The 21932-nt window shown below is 54.6% G+C and carries 20 protein-coding genes; 4 read left to right on the top strand and 16 right to left on the bottom strand.

Features of this window, described 5'->3' with window-relative positions; all coding sequences use genetic code 11:
* The first annotated feature begins 97 nt into the window (after nt 1-97).
* On the top strand, nt 98-691 hold the full coding sequence (locus HRQ63_RS01510; protein ID WP_172238084.1) for a GNAT family N-acetyltransferase: 594 nt from the start codon (nt 98-100) through the stop codon (nt 689-691).
* Here the strand turns inward: HRQ63_RS01510 and HRQ63_RS01505 are convergent.
* Entirely contained in the window at nt 621-1520 is a 900-nt protein-coding gene (locus tag HRQ63_RS01505) for a DMT family transporter (RefSeq protein ID WP_172238081.1), read from the bottom strand. The genes HRQ63_RS01510 and HRQ63_RS01505 overlap by 71 nt on opposite strands.
* A 235-nt stretch (nt 1521-1755) precedes the next feature.
* Between HRQ63_RS01505 and HRQ63_RS01500 the strand changes: the two genes are divergently transcribed.
* Together HRQ63_RS01500 and HRQ63_RS01495 are read left to right on the top strand one after the other, a co-directional pair.
* Nucleotides 1756-2331 carry a LysE family translocator gene (locus HRQ63_RS01500; RefSeq protein ID WP_172238078.1) on the top strand — a complete coding sequence of 192 codons (576 nt, stop codon included), beginning with the start codon at nt 1756-1758 and terminating at the stop codon, nt 2329-2331.
* A 20-nt stretch (nt 2332-2351) separates the two neighbouring features.
* Nucleotides 2352-3134 (top strand): AraC family transcriptional regulator, encoded by a 783-nt coding sequence (locus HRQ63_RS01495; protein WP_172238074.1) that lies wholly within the window; start codon nt 2352-2354, stop codon nt 3132-3134.
* Between the two features lie 76 nt (nt 3135-3210).
* On the opposite strand, the gene HRQ63_RS01490 is transcribed toward HRQ63_RS01495, so the two are convergent.
* Nucleotides 3211-4803 (bottom strand): acetate--CoA ligase, encoded by a 1593-nt coding sequence (locus HRQ63_RS01490; protein WP_172238071.1) that lies wholly within the window; start codon nt 4801-4803, stop codon nt 3211-3213.
* Between the two features lie 369 nt (nt 4804-5172).
* Here HRQ63_RS01490 and HRQ63_RS01485 point away from each other — a divergent pair, with 369 nt between their 5' ends.
* On the top strand, nt 5173-5457 hold the full coding sequence (locus tag HRQ63_RS01485) for a hypothetical protein (protein ID WP_172238069.1): 285 nt from the start codon (nt 5173-5175) through the stop codon (nt 5455-5457).
* 97 nt (nt 5458-5554) lie between these two features.
* Here the strand turns inward: HRQ63_RS01485 and HRQ63_RS01480 are convergent, their stop codons facing one another.
* The 14 genes from HRQ63_RS01480 to HRQ63_RS01415 form a co-directional block, all read right to left on the bottom strand.
* Entirely contained in the window at nt 5555-6436 is an 882-nt protein-coding gene (locus HRQ63_RS01480) for a carbohydrate ABC transporter permease (protein WP_172238066.1), read from the bottom strand.
* A 15-nt stretch (nt 6437-6451) separates the two neighbouring features.
* Complete coding sequence (locus HRQ63_RS01475; RefSeq protein WP_172238063.1) at nt 6452-7342, bottom strand: ABC transporter permease; 891 nt, start codon at nt 7340-7342, stop codon at nt 6452-6454.
* 5 nt (nt 7343-7347) lie between these two features.
* A complete protein-coding gene (locus tag HRQ63_RS01470; protein WP_172238060.1) occupies nt 7348-9015 on the bottom strand; it encodes an extracellular solute-binding protein in 1668 nt (555 codons plus the stop codon).
* Between the two features lie 46 nt (nt 9016-9061).
* Nucleotides 9062-11527, bottom strand: coding sequence for a glycoside hydrolase family 38 N-terminal domain-containing protein (locus tag HRQ63_RS01465; protein ID WP_172238057.1), 2466 nt, complete (start codon nt 11525-11527; stop codon nt 9062-9064).
* 41 nt (nt 11528-11568) lie between these two features.
* Nucleotides 11569-12504 (bottom strand): ROK family protein, encoded by a 936-nt coding sequence (locus tag HRQ63_RS01460; protein WP_172238054.1) that lies wholly within the window; start codon nt 12502-12504, stop codon nt 11569-11571.
* A 12-nt stretch (nt 12505-12516) separates the two neighbouring features.
* Nucleotides 12517-14277 carry a class I mannose-6-phosphate isomerase gene (locus HRQ63_RS01455; RefSeq protein WP_172238051.1) on the bottom strand — a complete coding sequence of 587 codons (1761 nt, stop codon included), beginning with the start codon at nt 14275-14277 and terminating at the stop codon, nt 12517-12519.
* 87 nt (nt 14278-14364) lie between these two features.
* Nucleotides 14365-15147, bottom strand: coding sequence for a DeoR/GlpR family DNA-binding transcription regulator (locus HRQ63_RS01450; protein ID WP_229714093.1), 783 nt, complete (start codon nt 15145-15147; stop codon nt 14365-14367).
* Nucleotides 15148-15286: 139 nt separating this feature from the next.
* The gene (locus tag HRQ63_RS01445) at nt 15287-16657 is read right to left on the bottom strand and encodes a dihydrolipoyl dehydrogenase family protein (RefSeq protein WP_172238045.1); all 1371 of its coding nucleotides are present in this window, start codon (nt 16655-16657) and stop codon (nt 15287-15289) included.
* A 166-nt stretch (nt 16658-16823) separates the two neighbouring features.
* On the bottom strand, nt 16824-17045 hold the full coding sequence (hfq, locus tag HRQ63_RS01440; protein ID WP_172238042.1) for an RNA chaperone Hfq: 222 nt from the start codon (nt 17043-17045) through the stop codon (nt 16824-16826).
* Between the two features lie 163 nt (nt 17046-17208).
* Nucleotides 17209-17592, bottom strand: coding sequence for a hypothetical protein (locus tag HRQ63_RS01435; RefSeq protein ID WP_172238039.1), 384 nt, complete (start codon nt 17590-17592; stop codon nt 17209-17211).
* Nucleotides 17593-17858: 266 nt separating this feature from the next.
* Nucleotides 17859-18320: a DIP1984 family protein gene (locus HRQ63_RS01430; protein WP_172238036.1), complete on the bottom strand. Its 462-nt coding sequence runs from the start codon at nt 18318-18320 to the stop codon at nt 17859-17861.
* Between the two features lie 47 nt (nt 18321-18367).
* A complete protein-coding gene (locus HRQ63_RS01425) occupies nt 18368-20368 on the bottom strand; it encodes a heparinase II/III family protein (protein ID WP_172238033.1) in 2001 nt (666 codons plus the stop codon).
* Between the two features lie 171 nt (nt 20369-20539).
* Entirely contained in the window at nt 20540-21352 is an 813-nt protein-coding gene (locus HRQ63_RS01420; RefSeq protein WP_172238030.1) for a class I SAM-dependent methyltransferase, read from the bottom strand.
* Nucleotides 21353-21402: 50 nt separating this feature from the next.
* Complete coding sequence (locus tag HRQ63_RS01415) at nt 21403-21921, bottom strand: hypothetical protein (RefSeq protein ID WP_172238027.1); 519 nt, start codon at nt 21919-21921, stop codon at nt 21403-21405.
* Nucleotides 21922-21932 lie beyond the last annotated feature (11 nt).

The following is a 21932-nucleotide window of genomic DNA, read 5'->3' as shown; positions in this document are numbered from 1 at the left end:
TTATGTAAAAGCATTTTTACTATAAAGGATTTGCGGCCGGGTTTCCATAGCTTTACACTTGAAGAACAGATCCTATTCGAAAAAAAGGAGCCTTCTTATGCATTTACGAACCGAAGCGATCACCAAGCAGTCTCCTGCTCTTCCTACAATCAAAATGTTATATGAAGAAGCTTTTCCCGCAAACGAAAGGGCCCCCATGTCGATCCTTCTCAGGAAAGCACGGAAGCCCTTCGTCGATTTTACCGCTTATTACGAAGACGATACGTTCATCGGATTCACCTATCTGTCCTTATCCCGCGATCGCGATCTGGCATTCGTCATGTATCTGGCGATCGATCCGGCGCTTCGGTCGAAAGGCTACGGCAGCCGAATTTTGGAACAGCTTCGCCTGACGTACGCGGACAGCCGGATCGTGCTCAATATCGAGGCCGCGGAAAAAGATTCGCCGAACGCGGAAGAACGATTGCGCAGACGCGAATTTTACGTGCGCAACGGCTATGCCGGTTCCGGGTTTTTAATGAAAGAATTCGGCGTCTGGTACGAAGCGCTCGTGATCGGAGGGCCTGTCGGACGCGAGGAATACCTGCGTCTGTACAGCCGGTTTATGGGGTTTCCGCTGTCTATGCTGGCGCGTCCGAAGATCGTTCCAATGCCGGACGGGCCGCGCTCGATTGACGGATCAGGAACATAGACATGCCCGCCAATACCAGCACGCCGCCCACGAGTTGAATCACGGTCATATGCTCGCCGAGCAGCCATACCGCCAGCAGCGAAGCGCCGACCGGCTCGCCCAGGATGCTCATGGAAATCGTCGTCGCGTTCACGTAATTCAGCAGCCAGTTGTTAATGATATGCGACAGCGTCGGCACGACCGCGAGCAGCGCGAACACGCCCCATTCTTTGGCCGGATAAGCGAAAAACTCCTGCGTCGTCGCGACGTTGAAGATCGTCAAAAAAACAGCCGCCGAGAAGAAAACGCTGAAGCTGTAGATCCAATGCGATACTTTTTTCACCGCATTCTGTCCGATAAACAAGTAACCCACTACCGCGATCACGCATAAGAACGACAAAATATCGCCGCGGATCGCCTGCGCGCTCAGCCCGATATCGCCCCATCCGATCAAGCCGACTCCGAACGTCGCCACGGCGAGCGCCGCGATCGAGGCCCGCGTGGTGCGTTCTTTGAACAGCAGGAATCCGACCAGCAGCGAGACGAGCGGTTGAAGCGCCAAAATGATCGTGGAACTCGCGACGGTGGTCAGCTTGAGCGATTCGAACCATAACGCGAAATGCATCGCCAGAAACAATCCGGAAAAGATCAGCAGAAACGCTTCTTTCCGGCTGAGCTTTTTAAACTCTCCCCGCTTGACCCAGACGATCGGCAGCATCAGAATGCACGCGAACCACATTCGGTACATGCTGATGATCGAAGACGGCGCGTCCGACCATTTCACGAAAATGGCCGAAAACGAAATCGCGATAATCGAGATCGTCAGCGGAATTGCAATTGATTTTTTCATGCTCTCTCTAGTCTCCCAACCAAGTTCTCTCTTTTTCGGCTTGCGCCGACCGAATATAATAATATCAGCGTTACGAAGAAAAATGTACATGGATATCACTTAAAAGTATCGAAATATCTTCGTTTTCCTTAATACAGGGCGTCCCTTTAAAAATCGAAACTGCAATAATGTACTATATCCCGAAGCGAACCAGATCTAGGATAGATGTCAAAAGACATCGAAGGGAGTAAGTCGCATGAATACCGCTTCTTTTTTACTTTATTGCTTTATCGTTACTTTTACACCGGGCCCTACGAATATTATGATCCTGTCTACGCTCAAAAGCTCCGGGACACGCCAGGCTCTCCGTTATGTGTACGGCGCAACACTCGCTTTTGGATTGTTACTCGTTCTTTCGGCGATGTTGAATACGGCGTTAGCCACGATCTTGCCTCGGTTGCTACCTGTGATGCGCGTACTGGGAACTTTGTATATGCTCTATCTCACCTATAAAATCCTACAAAATGGTCATGAAAAAGATACATCGGAAACAACGGGCTCGCTTCGTGCCGGTTTTCTTATGCAATTTCTTAATCCAAAGGTCGTTTTGTTCACGGCTACGGTTATTCCCAGCTTCGTTTTGCCCTATTACACCTCAGTCCATTCGGTCGTTTGGGCAGTGGCTTCCGTCACGCTAATCGGATCTCTGGCCTTTGCAAGTTGGCTCGGTTTCGGTACACTGTTCAAAACGTTCCTGCAAAAACATGACACTGCGACCAAGCTCGTGATGGCTCTTTTGTTATTGTACGCTACCGCCATGATCTGGATTTGACGTAACAGGAGGTAAGGCAAATGGACAAATTCGTTTACCGCAAATCGGCCGACGTTACGATGTTATCCGCCAGCATAACCGATTTTTCGTATAAAAAACACGCTCATCAGGAATATGCAGTCGGCGTTACGTTACGCGGCATTCAGCAATATACGATGGACGGTGCGCTGCAATTGTCTCATCAAAACGGCGTAATGTTGTTTAACCCCGAGCAAGCCCATGACGGAACCGCTCATGATCGCCAAGGCTTGGATTACGTGATGCTTTATATCGATCCTCAAGTCATGTTGGATGCTGCCGGGCAAAAAGAACTTGTTCTTTTCGATGAACCGATTGTTTATGATCGAACATTGCGCACAGCTATTTTAAACTTAGGGTCCGCTATTTCCGGCAAACAAGACGAGGCGCGGTGCACGGAGCTTACGATGTTGTTAGCTGAGCGCTTGACCCGTATGAATACTGATGTGTTTTCCCAAAGGAAGGAGAGCGGGCTGATCAATAAAGCTAAGGAACTGCTGCATGCCGACTTGAGCGAAGTATTGCAGCTGGATAAGGTATCCACTGCATTGGGGCTGTCCAAATATCAATTCATCCGTATGTTTCAATCCCAGGTCGGAAGCTCTCCTTATCAATATTTCCTGAATGCCAAGATTGAACGAGCCAAGCATATTATCGAAAAAGAAAAAGACGTCTATGCGGCTGTCGCTGCATGCGGCCTAACGGATCTTACGCATCTCAATCGGCACTTTAAAAGCATTTACGGAATAACCGCCCACGAGTATTTATGCCATCTGCTGAAATAAAGGCGAATGACCAATCAAAAAGCGGCCCTTGCGTCTAACGACGCGGAGCCGCTTTTTATTTATGCGATTGGGAAAATCAATTCGAAGCGTTCCGCTTCTCCTGCTCGCGCAGTTCGATCCGGCGGATCTTGCCCGAAGCGGTCTTCGGCAGATCGGTCACGAATTCGATCTTGCGCGGGTATTTGTAAGGAGCGGTCCATTCTTTGACATGGGTTTGCAGTTCTTTGATCAGTTCCGGCGTGCCTTCCGCGTCTTCGCGCAGGACGACGAACGCTTTAACGATGCTGCCGCGAATCTCGTCGGGACTCGCGACCGCCGCGCATTCCTTGACCGCCGCATGCTTCATCAACGCTTCTTCCACCTCGAACGGTCCGATCGTGTAGCCCGAGCTGATGATAATATCGTCGCCGCGGCCTTCGAACCAGAAGTACCCTTCTTCGTCAAGGCTCGCGCGGTCGCCGGTAATGAAGTATTCGCCGCGCATGGACTGCATTTTGCGATCCGGGTCTTTGAAGTATTCGCGGAATAAAGCCGGCAGCTCGCCGTGCACGGCGATATTTCCGACTTCGCCCGGGGCTACAGGAATGCCTTCGTCGTCGACGACCAGCGCTAAACCTTCCGCCATCGATTTGCCCATCGCGCCGAGACGAATCTCCGAGCCGACCAGATTTCCGATCAGCAGCGTGCTTTCGGTCTGGCCGTAGCCGTCGCGAATGGTCAGGTTATGATGCTTGCGGAATACGTTGATGACTTCCTGGTTGAGCGGTTCGCCCGCCGATACGGCGCTGCGCAGATTAGTCAGGTCGTATTCGTCCAGCCCGTGCGTTTTCGCCATCAGGCGGTATTCGGTCGGGGTACAGCAAAGCACGCCGACTTTATAATCCTGAAGCAGATGCAGATAACGCTTCGGTTCGAACGATCCGCTGTAGAAGAATCCGGTCGCTCCGCTTCCGAGCACGGACAGGAACGGACTCCAGATCCATTTTTGCCAGCCCGGAGCTGCCGTCGCCCAGACCGTATCGGTCTCCTTGATATCCAGCCATGAAGCGGTAATGCGCAGGTGCGCGAATCCCCAGCCGTGCGTATGCACGACGGCTTTCGGATTTCCCGTTGTTCCCGACGTATACGCCAGGATCGCCATATCGTCGCGCGACGTCTCCACGGACTCGAACGTATCGGCTTGGCCTTCCATCAAAGCATTCAGGTTCAACCAGCCTTCCTGCGTCGACAGGTCTCCGGCTTCCGTAGCCAGAATGCGATGCTTCAGCTCCGGCAGTTCGTCTTCGATCCGGTCCACTTCGCCCGTCACCGACGGCCAGGAGATGACCGCGCGCGCTTCCGAGTGGCGCAGGCGGTACGAGAGGTCCTTGGCGCGAAGCATTTCCGAAGACGGAATGATGACCAAGCCGAGTTTCAGACAAGCGAGATAAGTAACGTAAGCGATAATCCGGCGCGGTACCGTAACCAGCACCTTGTCGCCTTTTTGCAGCCCTTGCTGCGCAAGGCCTCCGGCCAGACGGTTCGCCTGCTTCAGCAGCTCGCCGTACGTGATTTCCGCTTTCTCTTCGCCTTCCCCGAGCCATTTGAGCGCGATCTTGTCCGGTGCGTGGCGCTCCATTTCTTCCGTCATGTTATAGCGTTCGGGGGCTACCCATTCGTTGTAGTTCATCCGATCCTTCTCCTTTGTGAAAACTTAGTGGTGAAATTGACACTGATAAGCAGCTGTCCGCTCTTAGGAGTGAATGGTTTTTAGTATAGCATGTATTAGGACCAGGTGTTAAGTGACAGGTGTCATCTGCGGAAGCGGAGAGCGATTACATTTCAAATTTATACCTTGTCAGATATAAAAGTTGGATTACGCCCAGCTAAAACGCACTTGAACCATGCGCGTTTTAGCTTCTCGCAATCCATTGATTTAAGTCTGACAAGATATTAAAACGTTTGCAATTTTTATTATAATTTGTGATATGGTTCACAACATAAAATTTCGAATCTGTTTTAATAAAGGTGTAACCTATTTTAATCGGAGGCGAATAAGATGAGTTTTGACGGCGCAGTGATGGAACGGCAGGGCGGGAAGTTCGCGGTGGTTGCGGTGAAGCTGCATGTGCTCGGATTTTCGGGGACTTGCGAAGAAGCAGCGGCGAAGTACGAGCCTTATTTTCCGGACATGCCGATCGTTCTGATGTCGCAGGATGCGGACGGCGTTCCCAAGTATTGCGGAGATTCGCAGTACGTGGCGTATCTTGACGAGCTGGGCGCAGCATCGATTCCTTGGCAGCGTTATGATTCGGCGGCCGAGAAAGAACTTGCGGCTCGTTGAAGAGGGCAAATTCATTTCGAAACGGAAGCGGAACGCGATGGACAGACGAACAGCCCGGCCGCCGAAAAGCGGACCGGGCCGTTCAAGATTCGGGAACTTACTCCTTCACCGCTCCGAGCACGATTCCGCTGACGAAATACTTTTGCAGGAACGGATAAATCAGCAGAATCGGAACCATCGATACCATGACTTTGGCGGAGTTGAGCAGTTGGCTGGACATATTGGTCAGCCGGCGGATTTCTTCGGGATCGGTCGTGTTCATGATCGAATTGACGCTGATGATGAGCTGTTGGATATACGTTTGCAGCGGCCAGTTTTCTTTGTGCTGCATCAGGATCATCCCGTCGAAAAAAGCATTCCAATGGCCTACGATCGAAAACAGCGTCACGGTGGCGAGAGACGGCAGAGAGATCGGCAGGAATACGACAAACAGCGTTTTCCATGGACCGGCTCCGTCGATATTCGCCGCCTCTTCGAGTTCTTTCGGAATGCCCCTGAAAAAGTTCATCAGCAGAATCACGTTGAAGATCGGCACGGCGGTCGGCAAAACAAGCGCCCAGATCGTATCGAGCAATCCCAACGAATAGATCGTCATGTACCACGGGATCAAACCGCCGCTGAACAGCATGCAGAAAATGACGAACCACATGTACGCGTTGCGTCCGGGAAACATCCTGGCAGGCTTTGACAGCGGATACGCCATCAGGACGGTGATGATGAAGTTGATTGCGCCGCCCAGCAGGACCCTTTGAATCGACACGCCGAACGCGACGAAAAAATCGCGGTCGCTGAGAATGGATTCGTAAGCGCTAAGGTTGAATTCCACGGGCCAAAAAAATACCTGACCGGACATGGCCGGGATTTTGCCGCTGAACGAAATCGCCAGCGTATTGACGATCGGCGCGATCGACACGAAAGCGACGAGCGTCAAAATGAGGTAGATCGTCCAATCGACGAACCGGTTCGTTCCGCGGATCATGGCCGTTCCCTCCTTTTAAAAGATGCGATAATTGGCGAAGCGGGCGGCCAGCGTGTACGAAACGGCAATGAGCAGGAAGCTGACCACGGATTTGAGCAGGCCGACCGCCGTCGCCAACCCGTACTGCACTTCCTGAAGACCCGCGCGGTACACGTACGTGTCGATGATATCGCCCGATTGGTATACGATCGGGTTATATAAGTTGAGAATCTGCTCGAAACCCGCGTTCAGCACGTTGCCCAGGCTCAGCGTCGCCAGTAAAATGATCGTCGGCAGCAGGCCCGGAATCGTGATGTAGATCAGCCGTTGAAAACGGTTCGCGCCGTCGATCGCCGCCGCTTCATACAAGTTCGGATTGATTCCGGTCAGCGCGGCGATGTAGATGATGGTGTTGAACCCGAACTCTTTCCACACGTCGCTCGCGACCAACACTCCCCGAAACCAGGAATTGCTTTGCAAAAACAAAATCGGTTCCCCGCCGAACAAGCCGACGATCTGATTGACGATTCCTTCGAGGCTGAGCATGTTGATCAAAATGCCGGACAGGATGACCCATGACATAAAGTGCGGCAAATAGACGACCGTTTGCACGATCCGTTTGAATTTGATATGGATGACCTCGTGCAGCAGCAGCGCGAACACGAACGGAACCAGCATGCCGAACACGATTTTGAGCGAAGCGATGACCAGCGTATTGACGAAAATCAGACGGCTGTCCGGCAGCGAGAACATATAGCGGAAGTTGTCCCAGCCGACCCAATCCGAACGAAAAATGCCCAGCGTCGGTTGAAAATCCTGAAAAGCGATCACGATGCCGAGCATCGGAATCACGCTGAACACGAGCAGGAGCGCGATTCCGGGCAGCAGCATCAGATGGTAATGACCGATGAACGCGCGATTTTTCATGGCGGTTACCGGTTATTCGCGATATCCGCGACTTCTTTGGAAACGGCGTCGCCGCCGATCGATTTCCATGTCGTCACGAACGTATCGAACTCGTCCAAAGGAGCGGTTCCGGTAATGATTTTGAGGAATGTTTCGTTTTCCAACTTTTCCAAATTGGAGCCGCGTTTGAGCATCGTCTCGGTATTGCCGTAAAATACGGGTTCGACCTTGTTCAACTCTTTCGATCCGGTTACGGCAGCCGCCGTGTAGTAAGCAAGCGTATCCGCATAAGCGGCGATGTCCCGCTTCGGATTCTCGGCGTTTTTGAGTACCGACTCCACGCGCGGCAGGATGCGTTCCGGCAGCCCTTCCGTGTTCCCGTCTTCCAGAGCCCGGTCGTAGATCGGGATATCCCGCGCCAGCGAATCCTGATAATCCAATTGCAGGTTGAGCGGATAATTCAACCAACCGACGCCTTGGCCTTTGTACAGTTCCTGCGCGGCCGGATCAAGCAGCCGGATGCCTTCGTACTCCGTATTCAGTATCTTCAATACGGCTTCCGGATGTTCCGTCTGCTTATTGACGACCAGGAACGATCCGGCAGGTACAGACGGCACGATATTGCGTTTCCCGGCTTCGTCGAGCGGTACCGCGAGCGGCAGCCAATCCGCGTTCGGATCGGTTTTGACCGCGTCGGACATGGCCCATCCGGCGAACCACGGCGCGAACAGGATGCCCGCGCGTCCGCTGGATACGAGCCCGGCGTTGTCTTCCCATTTGCGGGTCAAAAATTCTTTGTCGATCAAGCCTTCCGCGTACAGGTCCCGCAGCGCGCCGAGCGCCTGCTTGGTTTCGGGGGTCGTCGAACCGTACACGATATTGCCCGCGTCGTCTTTGAACCAACTGCCCGGATAAGAATGATAGGCGTTGAAGACCGGATCGAACGTGAAAAAGCCTCCGTCGCCCACGACCGCCGTATCTCCGAGAAGTCCCATCGTATCGTCTTTTCCGTTGCCGTCCGGGTCGTCGCGCATGAAAGCTTCGACGACGCTTTTTACCTCGTCCATCGTTTTCGGCGGCTGAAGATCGAGGTTGTCCAACCAGTCTTTGCGCACCCAAAGCAATTGGTAGCTTCCGTCGATGTTCGTGTTCGGAAGCGCATACAATTTTCCGTCGATGCGACCGGTTTCCAGTACCCGGTCGTCGGTGTACGAACCGTAATACTCTTTGATCAGCGGCGACGCGTACTGCTCGTAAACGTCCGTCAGATCGGCCAGCATGTTCGCTTTCGCCAAACGCTGAAACTGCTGCTCGTCGACGACCATGACATCCGGGATTTTGTTGCTGACGATCGCGAGCGTCACTTTTTGATTGTACGCTTCCAAATCCTCGATCGAAAAGTCGTATCCGATCTCCACGTTCAATCTTTTTTCCACGTAATTCAAATATTCGTTATCTTCTAACGTGTCTCCGTCAGGCAGATTGTTGCCCGAAACGCCCTGCCGTCCCAGCGTCAGCTTCACGGTCTCGTCATACTTGGCAAACGGTCCGTCTTCTCCCGTCACGTTCGATCGGGTTTGCGCGGAATCGCTGACGGCCGGTTCGTCGCTTCCCATCAATCCGCCCCCGCTGCACGCCGTCGCTCCGAGCAGCGCGCTTCCGCAAAACAAAGCCAGCCATTTTTTCGCGTTCATGCCGGTTTCCTCCCCTGATTAGGTTGCCTTGCGACCTGCGTGCGGCTCATCCGTTCGAACGGCGACGGAACGCCGTCGTTCCCGTATTTACGCTCGCATTGGCTTCAAGCGCCGATTCCGCCCGATGAAACGGTTCTCCCCATTGAAGCGTATACCGGAATTCGTAAAACCCGCCCAGCGTCGCTTTGAAATTGGTTTCCCAGTAATTCGTCATCGCCCAGGCATACAGCGACGGCACGTCGTCCGCAGACTGCTGCCCATGCACTTTGCGTTCGCCGAAATCCAGTGGTCCGGTCTGGATCAGCGGCGTATCGGGCGTCGCCAACGCAAGCCCGCCGTCTTCTCGCGCAAAAGCCAAACCTTCCTGGATGCAGTAAAAATCGGTCAACGTTCCCGGAATCTGATCAATGCCCGGCCGAATCGGGGCACCCGCTTTGTCGAGCCAGAGTTGGCCGCTGTCCGGACCGGCAAAAGGCAGCGAAATATACACGTTCTCCGGCTCCCACACGCTGTTTTTGTGTATGCGCACGGCCACGTCGACGCGAGGCTGCCCGACGTACGCTTTGAGGAACAAAGAATAATGCGCCATGCCTTCTACCCGGTACGTCAGCTCGACGATCGCGTACAAAGCGCCGTTCGCGATCGGTTTGACGCCGATCAGCGTTCCGGCGGAGCGGCGGACGTTCATGCCTTTTCGGTTGCGCCCCATGATTCTTCGAACCGTCATCTGATCGCCGCGCTCGCCTTCGGTCACTTCGTAAACGGGAGTGAACGCGCCGTGCTCCTGACGGCCGTCGATCATTTCCGCGCCGGTCTTTTTGTCGATCCACGACACGATGCCTTCCCCCTGGCGCCACGAAATTTTCGTGTCGGCCGATTCGATGCCGTTTTGCGTAACGAGGATGCCGCTGCCCGGTTCTTTCGCGAGCGGCGGAATCAGGTCCCGGATATCGTGCACGCGGTCGGCTCCGACCAACCGGGTACTGCTCGTCGTGCGCCCGGCGGCAGGTTTCGAAGCTTCCCGGATCAAGTAATGCTTCTCTTCTCCGGCTTCCAGGCTGGCCATGATCGCGATCTGATACCCGCGGCTGACGGCTTCCTGCTGATGCGGCACGACCTGTCCCGTTTGTTCGTCCACCACTTCAAGACCGTCCCGAAAATAATCCGCTTCCCATTGTTCTTCCAGATAAAAAAGGGCCAGATCGGTCACCGGACGATCGAACGTGTTCAACGCGGCGTACGTAAAAGTCCGCCCCGCCCGCAGCAGGACGTCTCCGCGGTCCTTGAGCCTTGCGTCCAGGCAGCGGAATGCCGCGCGGCTCGCTCCGGCGGCATAAGCTTCTTTGCGTACCGCCAACTCCTGCACCATCGGATGCCACGGCTCGGAGATCGAAGAATGGTAGCCCCACGTATGCTCGGCGTACATCAAAAGCTGCTGCCGGGCTTCCCGGGTATCGTCGGCTTCTTTTTGTTCGCCGCGCTGCCGGTCCAAGCGATCGACTAGCGACAGCGTGCGCTGCGCGCCGCGGAAAATCTGCGTGTGCATCGCCGTCGAAGCGACGCCGTCCGACCACCAATCCGGCCAATCCCCCCTGTATACGGGGATCTCGAATTCCTGCTCCCGCAGCAGATCGAAATACCGGTTCAGCGTCGTCATCTCGATCTCGGCCGCATCGCCGTGCTCGGCGTTCCATTCCCGGATAAAACTCATGATCCGTCCGTTCGGCGCCGCGTTGTCCCGCAGCAGCCCCATCACGTTAAGCAGCACGAAGTCGTACGGATAGCCTTCCTTCTCCAACTGCTCCAGATAGCGGGATATGCGATGTTCCGCTACTTTCATAGGGTCTTCGGCGATGCCCCATATCCGATGTTCGTCCTGGACGGTATACGACAGCATCCCGTCGGGATTCAGCCCCAGATCGTTGCCCATCATGTAATGCTCGCCGCTCCATACGAGCAGCCTTTGACCGCCGGGCGTTTCCCAATAAAACGGAAACTGCTTGCGGCCGATCGCGTACATGCCGTGATGCGTATGGATGCAGCTGAGCAGGTTTTCGACGCCCGCGTCGGCCAGCGCCTGCGCGTATCCCCAGCTGTATCCGTTGATATCCGCCGTCATCGCCGACCGGACCTTGACGCCCAGCGGTTCCGCGAACGTTCCGGCCCTCGACGCCATTTCCCGAAGCAGGTCGTACCCGGCCAACTCCGTCATGTTCAAATAACTGCCCGACAGCTCGATGTCTCCCCGCCGCAGCGCGTCGGCGAATGCCTCTTTTTCCTGCTCCGACGCGCTTTCCAAAAACCGTTCGACCGCCCAGAACGTTTCGCACGTCCACTTGAAGCCCTGCCATTCGGGACGTTTTTCCGTTCGCGCGGCTTCGCAGATTTCCAAAGCCTGCCGGATAAAATCGACGTGATACTGCTCGATCTTCTCTTGGCGCTCCGTGTAGCCGATATCCGTATGGGAATGATGAATGACGTAAATCTTCCATTTTTTCGTTCCGGTTTGCATAGGGTACCCCCGATCGCGTCTTGAATTTGATGGTGCGGATTTTATTCGAACAGGCTTCCTCTCAAAAGAACATCGATCCCCCGCAGCGCGGCTCGAAGCGTATCGGCGCTGATTCGAAGCTGCGCGTTCAGTCCCGCCCGCGAAGCTTCCGCGGCAAAAGCGGGAAGAAACAAATGAGCGCTTTTGGAAATTTGTCCGCCGAACACGACGATATGAGGCCCGAATTCCAGCAGCGCAGGACCCAAGACGACGAAAGCGCGGCGACCGAATTCCTCGAACGACTTCCGTGCTTTTTCGTCCCCGGCATCCGCAAGCCCGGCGAGTCCCCGAACGTCAATAGACGAATCCAGCCCCAAAGCGTCGGCCAAGCTCAACATGCCTTTTCGGGAAACGTAATCGTCGGCGATGCCTTCTTCGTGCGGCGTCTTGTACAACCAGCCTTCGTCCGGCACGTCGCTTCGATGCTTGATCAAGCGTCCGTTCTCCAAAAAGCACGAGCCCAGCCCTGTCCCGATCGTCAGCCCGACCGCGCGTCCGGCGCGTTCGGCCGCTCCTCCCGGCAGCGATTCGCCGAGTCCGAACAGGGCAGCGTCGTTCTCGAACAAAATGCGAAAATGCGGAGCCAACCTGTATCGCGTGCGTTCGTCGCCGGCCAGCCCGCGCCGCAGCAGCTCCCCGACGGGCAGCCCGTACAAGCCGTCGAACTTGCCCAGTCCCCGGATAAGGCTGACCCCTTGCGCGTAATCGAACGGTCCCGGAAAAGCGAGCCCGAGTCCGTCCGCGACCGCGTCGGGACCGGCTTTGGCGAGCGTTTCCGCGAAAATTGAAACCAAATGTTCGATCAACGGGCCGACCGGGCGGTCGGCCCGCGAATCATGGTAGCCGATGGTATGCGATGCGATTTCTCCGCCGATGACCGCGGCCGCTTTGACCTGCGTACCTCCGACATCCAGCGCGATGATTACCGTCGAAGCCATGACCGCAGCCTCCTATCCGCGCACATAGGCTTTGATCGTGGCGACCGTTTGCCCTTCGCTCGGACCGCTAGGACGGATCGTGTACGCGGACACCGAGGCCGGCATGATGAACGTTTCCGCATACCGCACGACGAAAGGATCGAACATGTTTGTAGGACTTTCCACGGTGATTTCTTCGCCTTCGACCAGATTAAGCATGTGAACGCTTCCATTTTGTTTGTGCACGACGGGTTCGGAAAACCAATGACGCCGCGTTTCGATAAACTGAAGCTCGTGCAGTCCGGTTCGTTCTTCTTTCCATCCCGGGCCCTGTGCTACGGCCGCAACCGCATTGACGCATTGTTCGCGAACCGTGTCGGTGGTCCGGTCCCAACGGATCACGTTGGCTCCATGTTCCGTATGAACGGGACGGGGACTGCCGTCAAGCCCCAATCGATCCCAATCCCACAGCTTGAACGTGAAAATATAAGGCGTCGCGCTGATCTCCAGCACCATGCATCCGGCCGAGGAGCAGTGAACCGTACCGGCGGGAATCAAAAAATGATCGTGTTTGCTCGCCGGATACGCCTCGACGTACCGTTCCGCCGGAAAATGCGCCCGGCCGTCCTGCGCTTTTTGCAAATCGTCCAGCATCTCGCCGGGCACGATGCCTTCCCGCAAGCCGAGATAAACCTTCGCGCCGGGCGCGGCATCGAGCACGTAGTAGCTTTCGTCCTGCGTGTAGGTCATGCCGAAGCGCTCGCGAATGTATTCGGTCGTCGGGTGTACCTGAAGACTCAAATTTTGCCCGCCGATCGTATCGAGAAAGTCGAATCGGATCGGAAATTCCGCGCCGAATCTCGTATAGACCTTTTCGCCCAGCAGCGCGATCGATTCGAAAAACACCAAATTGATCGCCGGTAGTTCCACGCGAATCGTTCCGTAACGAAAATATAGGCTGTTTTCTTCCGGTACGCCGTCGAATCCCCACGCATACGGATGCTCGCGTCGCGGCAGCCCGATATGCTTTTCCAGCCATCGCCCGCCCCAAACGCCGGGATCGAAATAAGGAACCAAACGAAACGGCCGACGCGATGCCTGCTTCATGCCTTCGAACAGCGCATGCCCGGTAAGCATGTTCGGCGAGTTTGACGCAGCGGTATCCAAATAGTAATCGATGCCTTGCAACAGTCTTTTTTTGAGCCGGTCCGCCATCCGCCATTCGAAAAAGAATCCGCGTTTAAAAAGCCGCAGCGGGTCCCGTTCCTTATGTTCGCTTCGCCAACTGCCCGTTTCCCCGCTTCGATACCGCTGCTGAATCTCCCATCTCGGAAGATCGGCATACAGCAGCAGGTCGCCGCGCGCGATCAGCGAAGCGCCGAATCCGACGACCAGCACGATTCCGTTTTCCGCCGATCGAATCTTTTCGCGCAGTTCGTCGATTTTGTCCGCGTCATAAAATTCATCGATGCGGAACGGCGCCATATAACCGAACACGCGATCGTCGGTCATATACCGCTTCGTTTTGCGATCGACTTGCCGTGGACTCAACGCCGCCTCCTCGGCCCGTATAACCGTCGTCGGCATGACAGGTTCGAACGCTTCGCGCAAACCGCCCTCGATTTCCTCCTGCCGTACGCCCGGATAACATTCCAGCACGATCACGGTTTTCCCCGTTCTTGTTGCCCCGACTGCCGAAATAAGCTCCCGCCCGATCTCTTCGTATCCCGTCCAGGCTTGGTCTGTGACTCCCCGAATCGCGATAAAAGGTTCTTTATCGTAGCCTGGTGACATATCGATTCCCACTCCTTTCGATTGATTTATCATAATATAACACAAATTAACACAAACGAACATTAAATTGCGCAAATAAGCAAAAAATTAAACGACGTGAAGTTCCACGTCGTTTTGTTCGATCTTTTGCCGGGTTGCGCGATCCATGCCTTCGTCGGTAATCAGGATATCAATTTCGCCAAGTGAAGCGACGGGAGATAAAAAGCGTTGACCCACTTTGGAAGAATCGAGCAGCATCACCACTTTGCGAGCCGAACGGAGCATCGTTTTTTTAACCTGCGTGTCCAACAAATTAGGGTCGGTGAAGCCGGTTTCGACCGTGAATCCAAGGGCGGACAAGAATAGCGTATCGGCGTGGTAATGCGAGAAAAACTTTTCCGCTTCCGGTCCGACCAACGTCCCCGATTTCCCTCGCAAAATGCCTCCGCTGCTGATCATCGTTCTTTTTGAATCGACGTGGGGACGAAACAGGTTGAACGTATCCATCCCGTTGGTCAACAGCGTCAGTTCATCCAGATGTCCCAAGTGCTCGGCCATGCGCGATACGGTCGTTCCGTTTTCGAGCGCGATCGTATCGCCGCTTCGCACGAAATGACGGGCGGCATACGCGGCCAAACGTTCTTTGATTTCCCGGTTGGCCGCTTCCTTGTCGGGAATTGCCGGTTCCTGACGTTCCGCCGGCAACGTCATGCCTTGATACACGGCACCCCCGTGAGATCGCCGGATCACGTTTTCGCGCTCCAGCATATTGAGGTCGCGGCGGATCGTCATTTCCGAAACGCCGAACCGAAGACTCATTTCTTTCAGCGTAGCGGCGCCTTTGTCCGCCAGATAAGCGGCCAATTCCTGTTTTCTTTGCAGCGGCAGCATTTTCGACACCTCTCTTTGTTCCTATTCTAACATAAACGAACATTGAGATGGGCAGCAAGCTATAGGAAAGCGGCACGGAACCCGTTCGTTTCAAAAAGCAGGTTGACCAAGGGGCGTCTCTACTTTAGCTTGGCAAAAATTACTCCAATTCCAACAAATACTGCACGTCGCTGCCGTCCGACGGATAAGCGAACAGCGTATCGCCGAGCTGCTCCGCCGTCAGGCCGTGCCGCATCGCGATCGTGAAGTAATTGATCAGATGCTCGGCGTTGCTGTTCAGCACGTGTGCTCCCAGGATCGAACCGTCGGATTTGTCCAGGATGACTTTTGCCATGCTGTGCTTCTCGCCCATGCGCTTGTAGGTGTACCAACCGGACATGTCGAAGAGGTTGACTTTAATGTCTTTGCCGCTGTCCTTCGCTTGGGCTTCGGTCATGCCTACTGAAGCCAGCATCGGATAAGTGAACACGACGGACGGCGTAGCCGTATAGTTCGGCGTCTTGTTTCCTTCGTTCAACAAGTTCGCCGTCACCGCACGCGCTTCGAGCCCGGCGATCGGGGTCAACGGAAGCCCTGGCGAACCCGATACGTCGCCCGCGGCGTAAACGCCGGGGTTGCTGACGCTGCGCATTTGTTCGTTTACGGTTACGCCTTTTTTATCCGCTTCGACGCCGCCTTTTTCCAAATCCAGCTCGTCGATATTCGGCACCCGTCCGGCTCCGTGGATCACGGCTCCGACTTCCAAGCGAAGCGACTTGCCTTCTTCTTTCGCTTCCAATACGAATAGGTCTCCCGACTGCGTGATTTTCTCCGTTTTCGTATTCAGATGGAAGTTAACGCCGAGCTTCTTCATGCTGTCCACCAAAGCTTCCACCAGATCGGGATCGAAGTTTTTGAGCGGCTTGTCGTTGTTGTGGATCAGGTGCACTTCCGCTCCGGCTTCGGCCGCGATATGCGCGAATTCGAACGAGATGTAGCCGCCGCCGATGAATGCGATCTTTTCCGGCAGCTTTTCCAGGTCGAGGAATCCCGCGCTGTTCATCAGCAGCTCTTCGCCTTCAATATCGAGCGTGGCAGGCTTGGCGCCTGTCGCGATCAGGATTTTTCCGCCGGTTAGCTCCTGCTCGCCGACCTGGATTTTGTTCGTGTCCGTAAAAGAAGCCGTGCCGTGTACGTAATGAATGCCTGCTTCTTTGAATTTCTCTTCGGTCGATTCCGGAATGTCTTCGACGAACGTCGTTTTGAAGGCCATCAGATCCGACCAGTCGAGCGCGTTCTCGCTGACGATTCCTTTGCCTTTCAAATTCCGGCTGCGCGCGATAATTTCGGCTGCTCCGGCCAGTACGCGCTTGGGATCGCAGCCGCGCTGCGAACAAGTGCCGCCGAACGGAAGCGGATCGATGATCGCCACGCTCCAGCCTTTTTCCCGGCACGAAGTGGCGACGCTTTGTCCCGCGCTGCCGGTTCCGAGTACGATCAGGTCGAAATGGGTTTGAGATGATGATGTCATAGAAAAGTTCCCTGCTCTCTGTGTATGATGGGTATTGCTCTCTCTTCTGCTACTCATTACCCGAATCTCCGGCTACCGATGCTGTCGGTTTGCCGCACGCACGTAAAAGGCCCGAGAAACGGAGGTTGCGTTCCGCTTCATCGGGCCTTTTTTTTGCGATCACTCGTTATTTACCCATGCCTTCGACAATCGTCGAAACGGCGTGCTTGTAAATCAGGCTCTGCTTGCTGGCGGGCGTACGAACGACGATCACGAAACGGTCGAACGCTTCGATCTTGCCTTGAATCCGTGCTCCGTTTACGGTAATGACCGTGCAATCGATTGCGTTCTCGCTCAGCTGCTGAAGCCGATCGTCTTGTTGAAAACCTGCTGTTGGTCCGTTAGCCATTGTGATCCCTCTCTCTGATGTATTGGGATGAGTTTCTCCGTGCTTGTTCGGATCGGCTCCCAGCCATTATACCATTTAAAGCCCCCCGTTCTCAAAAATTCGATAATGAAATTTTTGTTAGCGTGAAGCTATGCTTATATAAAAAAAGAACGCGCTACCGGAATCAGTTCATGGCGATCTGTTCCCGTACGCGTTCCCACTCTTCCTGACTTTTGATCGTCGTCTCCGTTCCGTCGCGGCGAATCCGCGCAATGCCCGTCGGGTTCAGCTTCATGCTTGTGCCGCTTACCCGCAACTGCTCGCCTCCGCCGATCTCGTAGATTCGAATATGCAATCCCGAACCGATATCCTCGTACGGATATTCGTCGAAGGTTGACCAACTTAATCCGCTATCCGGGAGCGAAGCAGCCTCTGCACTTTTTTTCGGCTTGACTTCCGCCGCCTGCGATTGAACCGTCGTCTTCTGTCGCTCCGATTCGTCGCACGCGGCCAGAAGCACAGCCAGCCCTATGCAACCGACCGCTGCCCCTATGACTCGTGTTCGCAATACGATCCCTCCGCTTCCAACATTTCGCGCAAATCCCCTGACCCGCCCTCATCCGTTCATCGACCAGCATACGGTAGTTACAATAAGAAGTTCCCGATACATCCGTGCACGCACTTTTGTTACGGTATTGGGCTAAAAGGTTAGTTATTCGGGCTTGGCCCGGCACCCGATCCATTTTCAACATGCCCGTTGAGGGGTTATGCTCGCTTCGATGATGCGGATTACCTGCTTGCGCGATGGATAGCTCAATAGACAACTCAATAAAGTCAGCCTTCGATCAAATCAACCGTCCAGTTCTTCTCCTGAATTTTAAAATCCAGTTCGCGGTACGACTTGGATAACTCGTCGACTTTCTTTTGCAGCTCAGAGACTTCGATGGTGCGGTAAAAACGGACTTCCGAACGACTGAACACATCCTGCCTGACCGAAGCCGCTTCCAGAATTTCGTTCAGCGCGCTGCGTTCCTGCATGATCCGATCACGCTCGGCCAGAACGTCAGCTAACGTCTTGCCTTCGCTGAAATTGGTAAAAGAATTGGTTTTGTTGATCTTTTTCACCAGTTCGCTCAAGCTGCCGATCGTCTCATGCAATTCGGCGAGCAGCACATGCGGATCTTCCGCCGGAACATCGCCTTCCTGCACCTTCACGACACGTTCAAGCCGCTGCTTCAATTGGGCGATTTTTCGCTGCTGATCGGCACGTTGTACCAGCGCTTCCGCCAGTCTCATGGAACCGCCTCCTTGTCTGTTTATTGACCGTTTCATTATAACTAATATTAGATGGAAGATGCCACTTCACCCTCAGGATGATGCTTCTCCTGCTTGGTCGAACAGCGCAGCGTCCATTCGGCAACGAATCTGCGTTTTAATCGAGTGGCTACGAGTGCCGTTCGGTAAACTTGCTGCTTTTCACCCAAGTGCTTACGCGTATCCAGCTCCTCCACGACTACTTCGAAGCATGCCGGATCATATTGCAATTCAGCCCGACCTTGCTCGCCCTGCCAGATGATCGAACCCGGCTCGGTTTCCGGACGATATAGGCTGATAAAATGTTCGGTTACGCGGTGCCCGGAGCCTCCTTCCGTCAGCGGAGCCGATTCGTCCTCGATCAGCGGGTGTCCGTCTTCTTGCAAACGTGCTTCGTCGGCTGCCGCTAAACGTACCTCGGCCAACCTGGATTCCGGATCTGCCTTTTCCGTTACGAATTCGAACACGTCCCGAACTTCCAATACGGCAGACGGCACGCCGCCTTGGCATGTCCAGGTAAAGTGCCGAATATACGACGACAGACCTGCTGCTTTTCCATACGCTTGCGTCAGATCCAGGTCAAAATGCAGACGATCGCCATTGCTTACGCTGCGGATAATCTCGGACCGGTGCCTTTTCCCGCTTTCTTGCACGCAGCCGTTCACGACGGGAACCGAATGTCCGAGCGACGAGGTATGCAGATGTTCATATCTGGCAGTGCTGAAGTATTCCTGCGTGTACATGCCCGGTCCCAGATCCGCAAGCAGCGTCTCCCCCGCCGCATGCACGATAAAGTGTCCCAGATCGTTATGATTATGCGGTTCGTCATTGGTTCCGCCTTTAGCCGAAAAAGCAAATAATCCGGCCGACGTACTCCGCTTGTCGATCACCCAACCCGCATCCGGGAAACGAATCGTTCCGGACGGCGGAACTTCCTCGACCGTTTGCTCTTCCGACCAGAGCAGATTGCGTACCTGATGCGGCCAACGGTAACAATGATCGTCATGGAAAGAAGGGGGCTTGACGACGACCGGCGCACTGATTCCGATTCGGATTTGCAGGCGGCTGATCAACCCCGGATGCAGGCGAATCTCCGACGAACAATCCGAGTAATTCACGCAGGCGGGTAAAGTCAGTGCCACGCTGCCCGCATATTCGGCTATTCGGCGTACCTTGCCGTTTTGCAGCAAATCCAGTTGACCGTCTGTGTAAGTATGCAGCACTTCCGCCCAATAGACGTAATAGCCGAAGCCGTACGTCCAATAACCGGCGCCTTCCATGCAGCAGCCGTCGTCGCCGTAACCGGACAGGAAACTGTCCATCGCATCAGCAATTTTGGCTTGCGCCCAGGCCAGCCGCTCGCGATCTTCAATCAACAGCATCGCTGCCATGCCGACCGCCCCCGCGCAGACAGCCGACCAATTGTGATCCGCCGAGAACCAGAAGAACGGCCGTTCATTCCGGAAAGTCGGCTCGAATACCCGGCGTTCGATCTCGCCGCGAACCCGCTGCACGATCCAAGGATGCAGCTGATCGCCCACCAGCGTCAACATTTCCGCCAACGCATGGGCAGTCTCGGCGGCGAACAGATCGACAATGCGGTCAGGCGGAAGTCGATCCTCTCCCGCTTCGTCCGCGCCATAAGGCAAATGAGCGGAAATCGCCCAACTGTACTCCCCGCAAATCTCCCAGACCGTTCGCTGCAAAGCGGTCCGATACTCGTCATCCCCGTCGATCAGCAAAGCAAGCGAAAGGGATAACAAGCGTGCGCGACGACGGAAATACGGTTGTTCGTATTCCAGACGAGTGCCCTTTTCGTGAAACGTTTTGAACACATCGAAATCCAGTGAAGGTAGCGGCTCGGTTACGCCAAGCGTCGCCTCCGCCCGGATCTCGTCCAACAGTTCCCGCAGATGTTGCGAAGAGCGGATCTGCTCCAGCTTCTCCGGCGTAATCGCGGCTCCGGTCAAATCATTCGGTCGACGTTCTACCCGCAGTATAGCTTCTCTCAAACGATGGTAGGCAATCATGACGATCCTCCTTGATCGTTATTTGGTAGCGTTATCAATCGTATGTACTTCTCGTTTTGCAGCGGAAATCCTGCATAAATCGGACACGCCGCAAAACAAAAACCCGGAGACGTTCCCGGGTTCTTGTTTACGCTTTTTTTGCTTGTACGGTTGCTGCAATTTGCGCAGGCTCTATGTTCGTCTTCCGATGTAAAGCACATGCGGCGACATGCCTAAAATATGCGGGTCGTCCGATACGTCGATGAGATGCTGCACGACTCGGTTGAACTCTTCCTCGCCGCGCTGGCGCCAGTAGTCCCATTGCTCGGGTGTTATCGCGCCTGCAACGCTGCTGGATGCGATGGTTTTGATACTTTCAAAACCCTGCGCGTGCATGAAAGGGGCAATCTCGCTCACGCCGAAATAATAAGCGCCCGTGAATCGTCCTTCGTCGGCATGGTCAAAAGCGCCTGCGGTCATCAATCGGTCCAATCCTTCAGCCGTATGATTGGGTTTCCAGTTATTCGGCTGAGCCAGTGATGTGCGTAAAAAAGCGGTTCGAGGCATGAATGCCACAAACACGGTCGCGCCGGGCTTCGTCACGCGATGCAGTTCTTGAATGGCGCGGACGCGATCTTTTTCCTCTTGCAGATGGTACATCGGGCCGAGCAGCAAAGCTGCGTCGAAGCGCTCGTCCGGAAGTCCGTCCAGATCGCGGGCATCTCGGGTATGGAAACCGTCGAAGCTGCCGTGCAGGCCGAGGTCGTTTGCTTTCGCTTCCGCGATCTCGACCAACCTCGGCGTCAAATCGGTCAGCGTCATGCAGTAGCCTTTTTCGGCCAGCGCCATTGAATATTGACCGGGTCCGGCTCCGTTGTCCAGGATGCGGCCCGCAGTGGGCAGGTGTGCAAAGATGTGGTGAAGGTTAATGGTGAATTCGAGCGGTTCGCGCTGTAATCTGCCCCATTCGTCGAAGGCGCTGTAGTAGGTGATTAAGTGGTCCATCTCATCATAGTCTCCTATCTCATTCTGTAATGCTGATACTGCATTCAGCTTCAGTCTATCGAAACAATTCGCCATTCTCCCGTTTCATCCTGCTCGAAATAAAACGTGCAATTGTACGGCTTGGGCGTTTCGCCTTCCAATCCCAATATAGAACCCACCTGAACCAGAACTTTTCCGTATTCCTCATGAATCGAGCTCACTTCTTGAAAATCGTATTCGTTTTGGAGCATGTAATCGAAAACGCCTTGTACATCGGGACCCAAACCCTTATTTAACGCTTCCGCGTCTTTATCGACGATTGCATGCAGAACGGTTTCGAGCTCTTCCCGCATCTCTTCGTTCCAAAGCGGACTGTCGATATCGTCCCAATCGATATTCACGCCGGAAGTCATCTCGGGCGTATTGTTATTGGCTAACGGGGTTTCATTTAGCTGCTTTTCCGTTTTTTCCGTTGTATCGGACGTTGAAGAAGCCGTTGACGGTTCTGTTTCGAACGATGGATCGGCGCAGGCACTTACGATCATGGCGGCGCAGGCCGCCACGAATAGAACTTGAATTTTTCTTCTCATACTGCCTCCTA

Source organism: Saccharibacillus endophyticus, from assembly GCF_013185185.1.
GTDB lineage: Bacteria > Bacillota > Bacilli > Paenibacillales > Paenibacillaceae > Saccharibacillus > Saccharibacillus endophyticus.
Note: the sequence above shows the minus strand (reverse complement) of the source record. Positions and strands in the feature narration are given on the sequence as shown.

Bases quoted from the DNA above. Each gene is read 5' to 3' on its own strand.
- HRQ63_RS01510 (WP_172238084.1), top strand. From the start codon at position 98: ATGCATTTACGAACCGAAGCGATCACCAAGCAGTCTCCTGCTCTTCCT.
- HRQ63_RS01505 (WP_172238081.1), bottom strand. From the start codon at position 1,520: ATGAAAAAATCAATTGCAATTCCGCTGACGATCTCGATTATCGCGATT.
- HRQ63_RS01500 (WP_172238078.1), top strand. From the start codon at position 1,756: ATGAATACCGCTTCTTTTTTACTTTATTGCTTTATCGTTACTTTTACA.
- HRQ63_RS01495 (WP_172238074.1), top strand. From the start codon at position 2,352: ATGGACAAATTCGTTTACCGCAAATCGGCCGACGTTACGATGTTATCC.
- HRQ63_RS01490 (WP_172238071.1), bottom strand. From the start codon at position 4,803: ATGAACTACAACGAATGGGTAGCCCCCGAACGCTATAACATGACGGAA.
- HRQ63_RS01485 (WP_172238069.1), top strand. From the start codon at position 5,173: ATGAGTTTTGACGGCGCAGTGATGGAACGGCAGGGCGGGAAGTTCGCG.
- HRQ63_RS01480 (WP_172238066.1), bottom strand. From the start codon at position 6,436: ATGATCCGCGGAACGAACCGGTTCGTCGATTGGACGATCTACCTCATT.
- HRQ63_RS01475 (WP_172238063.1), bottom strand. From the start codon at position 7,342: ATGAAAAATCGCGCGTTCATCGGTCATTACCATCTGATGCTGCTGCCC.
- HRQ63_RS01470 (WP_172238060.1), bottom strand. From the start codon at position 9,015: ATGAACGCGAAAAAATGGCTGGCTTTGTTTTGCGGAAGCGCGCTGCTC.
- HRQ63_RS01465 (WP_172238057.1), bottom strand. From the start codon at position 11,527: ATGCAAACCGGAACGAAAAAATGGAAGATTTACGTCATTCATCATTCC.
- HRQ63_RS01460 (WP_172238054.1), bottom strand. From the start codon at position 12,504: ATGGCTTCGACGGTAATCATCGCGCTGGATGTCGGAGGTACGCAGGTC.
- HRQ63_RS01455 (WP_172238051.1), bottom strand. From the start codon at position 14,277: ATGTCACCAGGCTACGATAAAGAACCTTTTATCGCGATTCGGGGAGTC.
- HRQ63_RS01450 (WP_229714093.1), bottom strand. From the start codon at position 15,147: ATGCTGCCGCTGCAAAGAAAACAGGAATTGGCCGCTTATCTGGCGGAC.
- HRQ63_RS01445 (WP_172238045.1), bottom strand. From the start codon at position 16,657: ATGACATCATCATCTCAAACCCATTTCGACCTGATCGTACTCGGAACC.
- hfq (WP_172238042.1), bottom strand. From the start codon at position 17,045: ATGGCTAACGGACCAACAGCAGGTTTTCAACAAGACGATCGGCTTCAG.
- HRQ63_RS01430 (WP_172238036.1), bottom strand. From the start codon at position 18,320: ATGAGACTGGCGGAAGCGCTGGTACAACGTGCCGATCAGCAGCGAAAA.
- HRQ63_RS01425 (WP_172238033.1), bottom strand. From the start codon at position 20,368: ATGATTGCCTACCATCGTTTGAGAGAAGCTATACTGCGGGTAGAACGT.
- HRQ63_RS01420 (WP_172238030.1), bottom strand. From the start codon at position 21,352: ATGGACCACTTAATCACCTACTACAGCGCCTTCGACGAATGGGGCAGA.
- HRQ63_RS01415 (WP_172238027.1), bottom strand. From the start codon at position 21,921: ATGAGAAGAAAAATTCAAGTTCTATTCGTGGCGGCCTGCGCCGCCATG.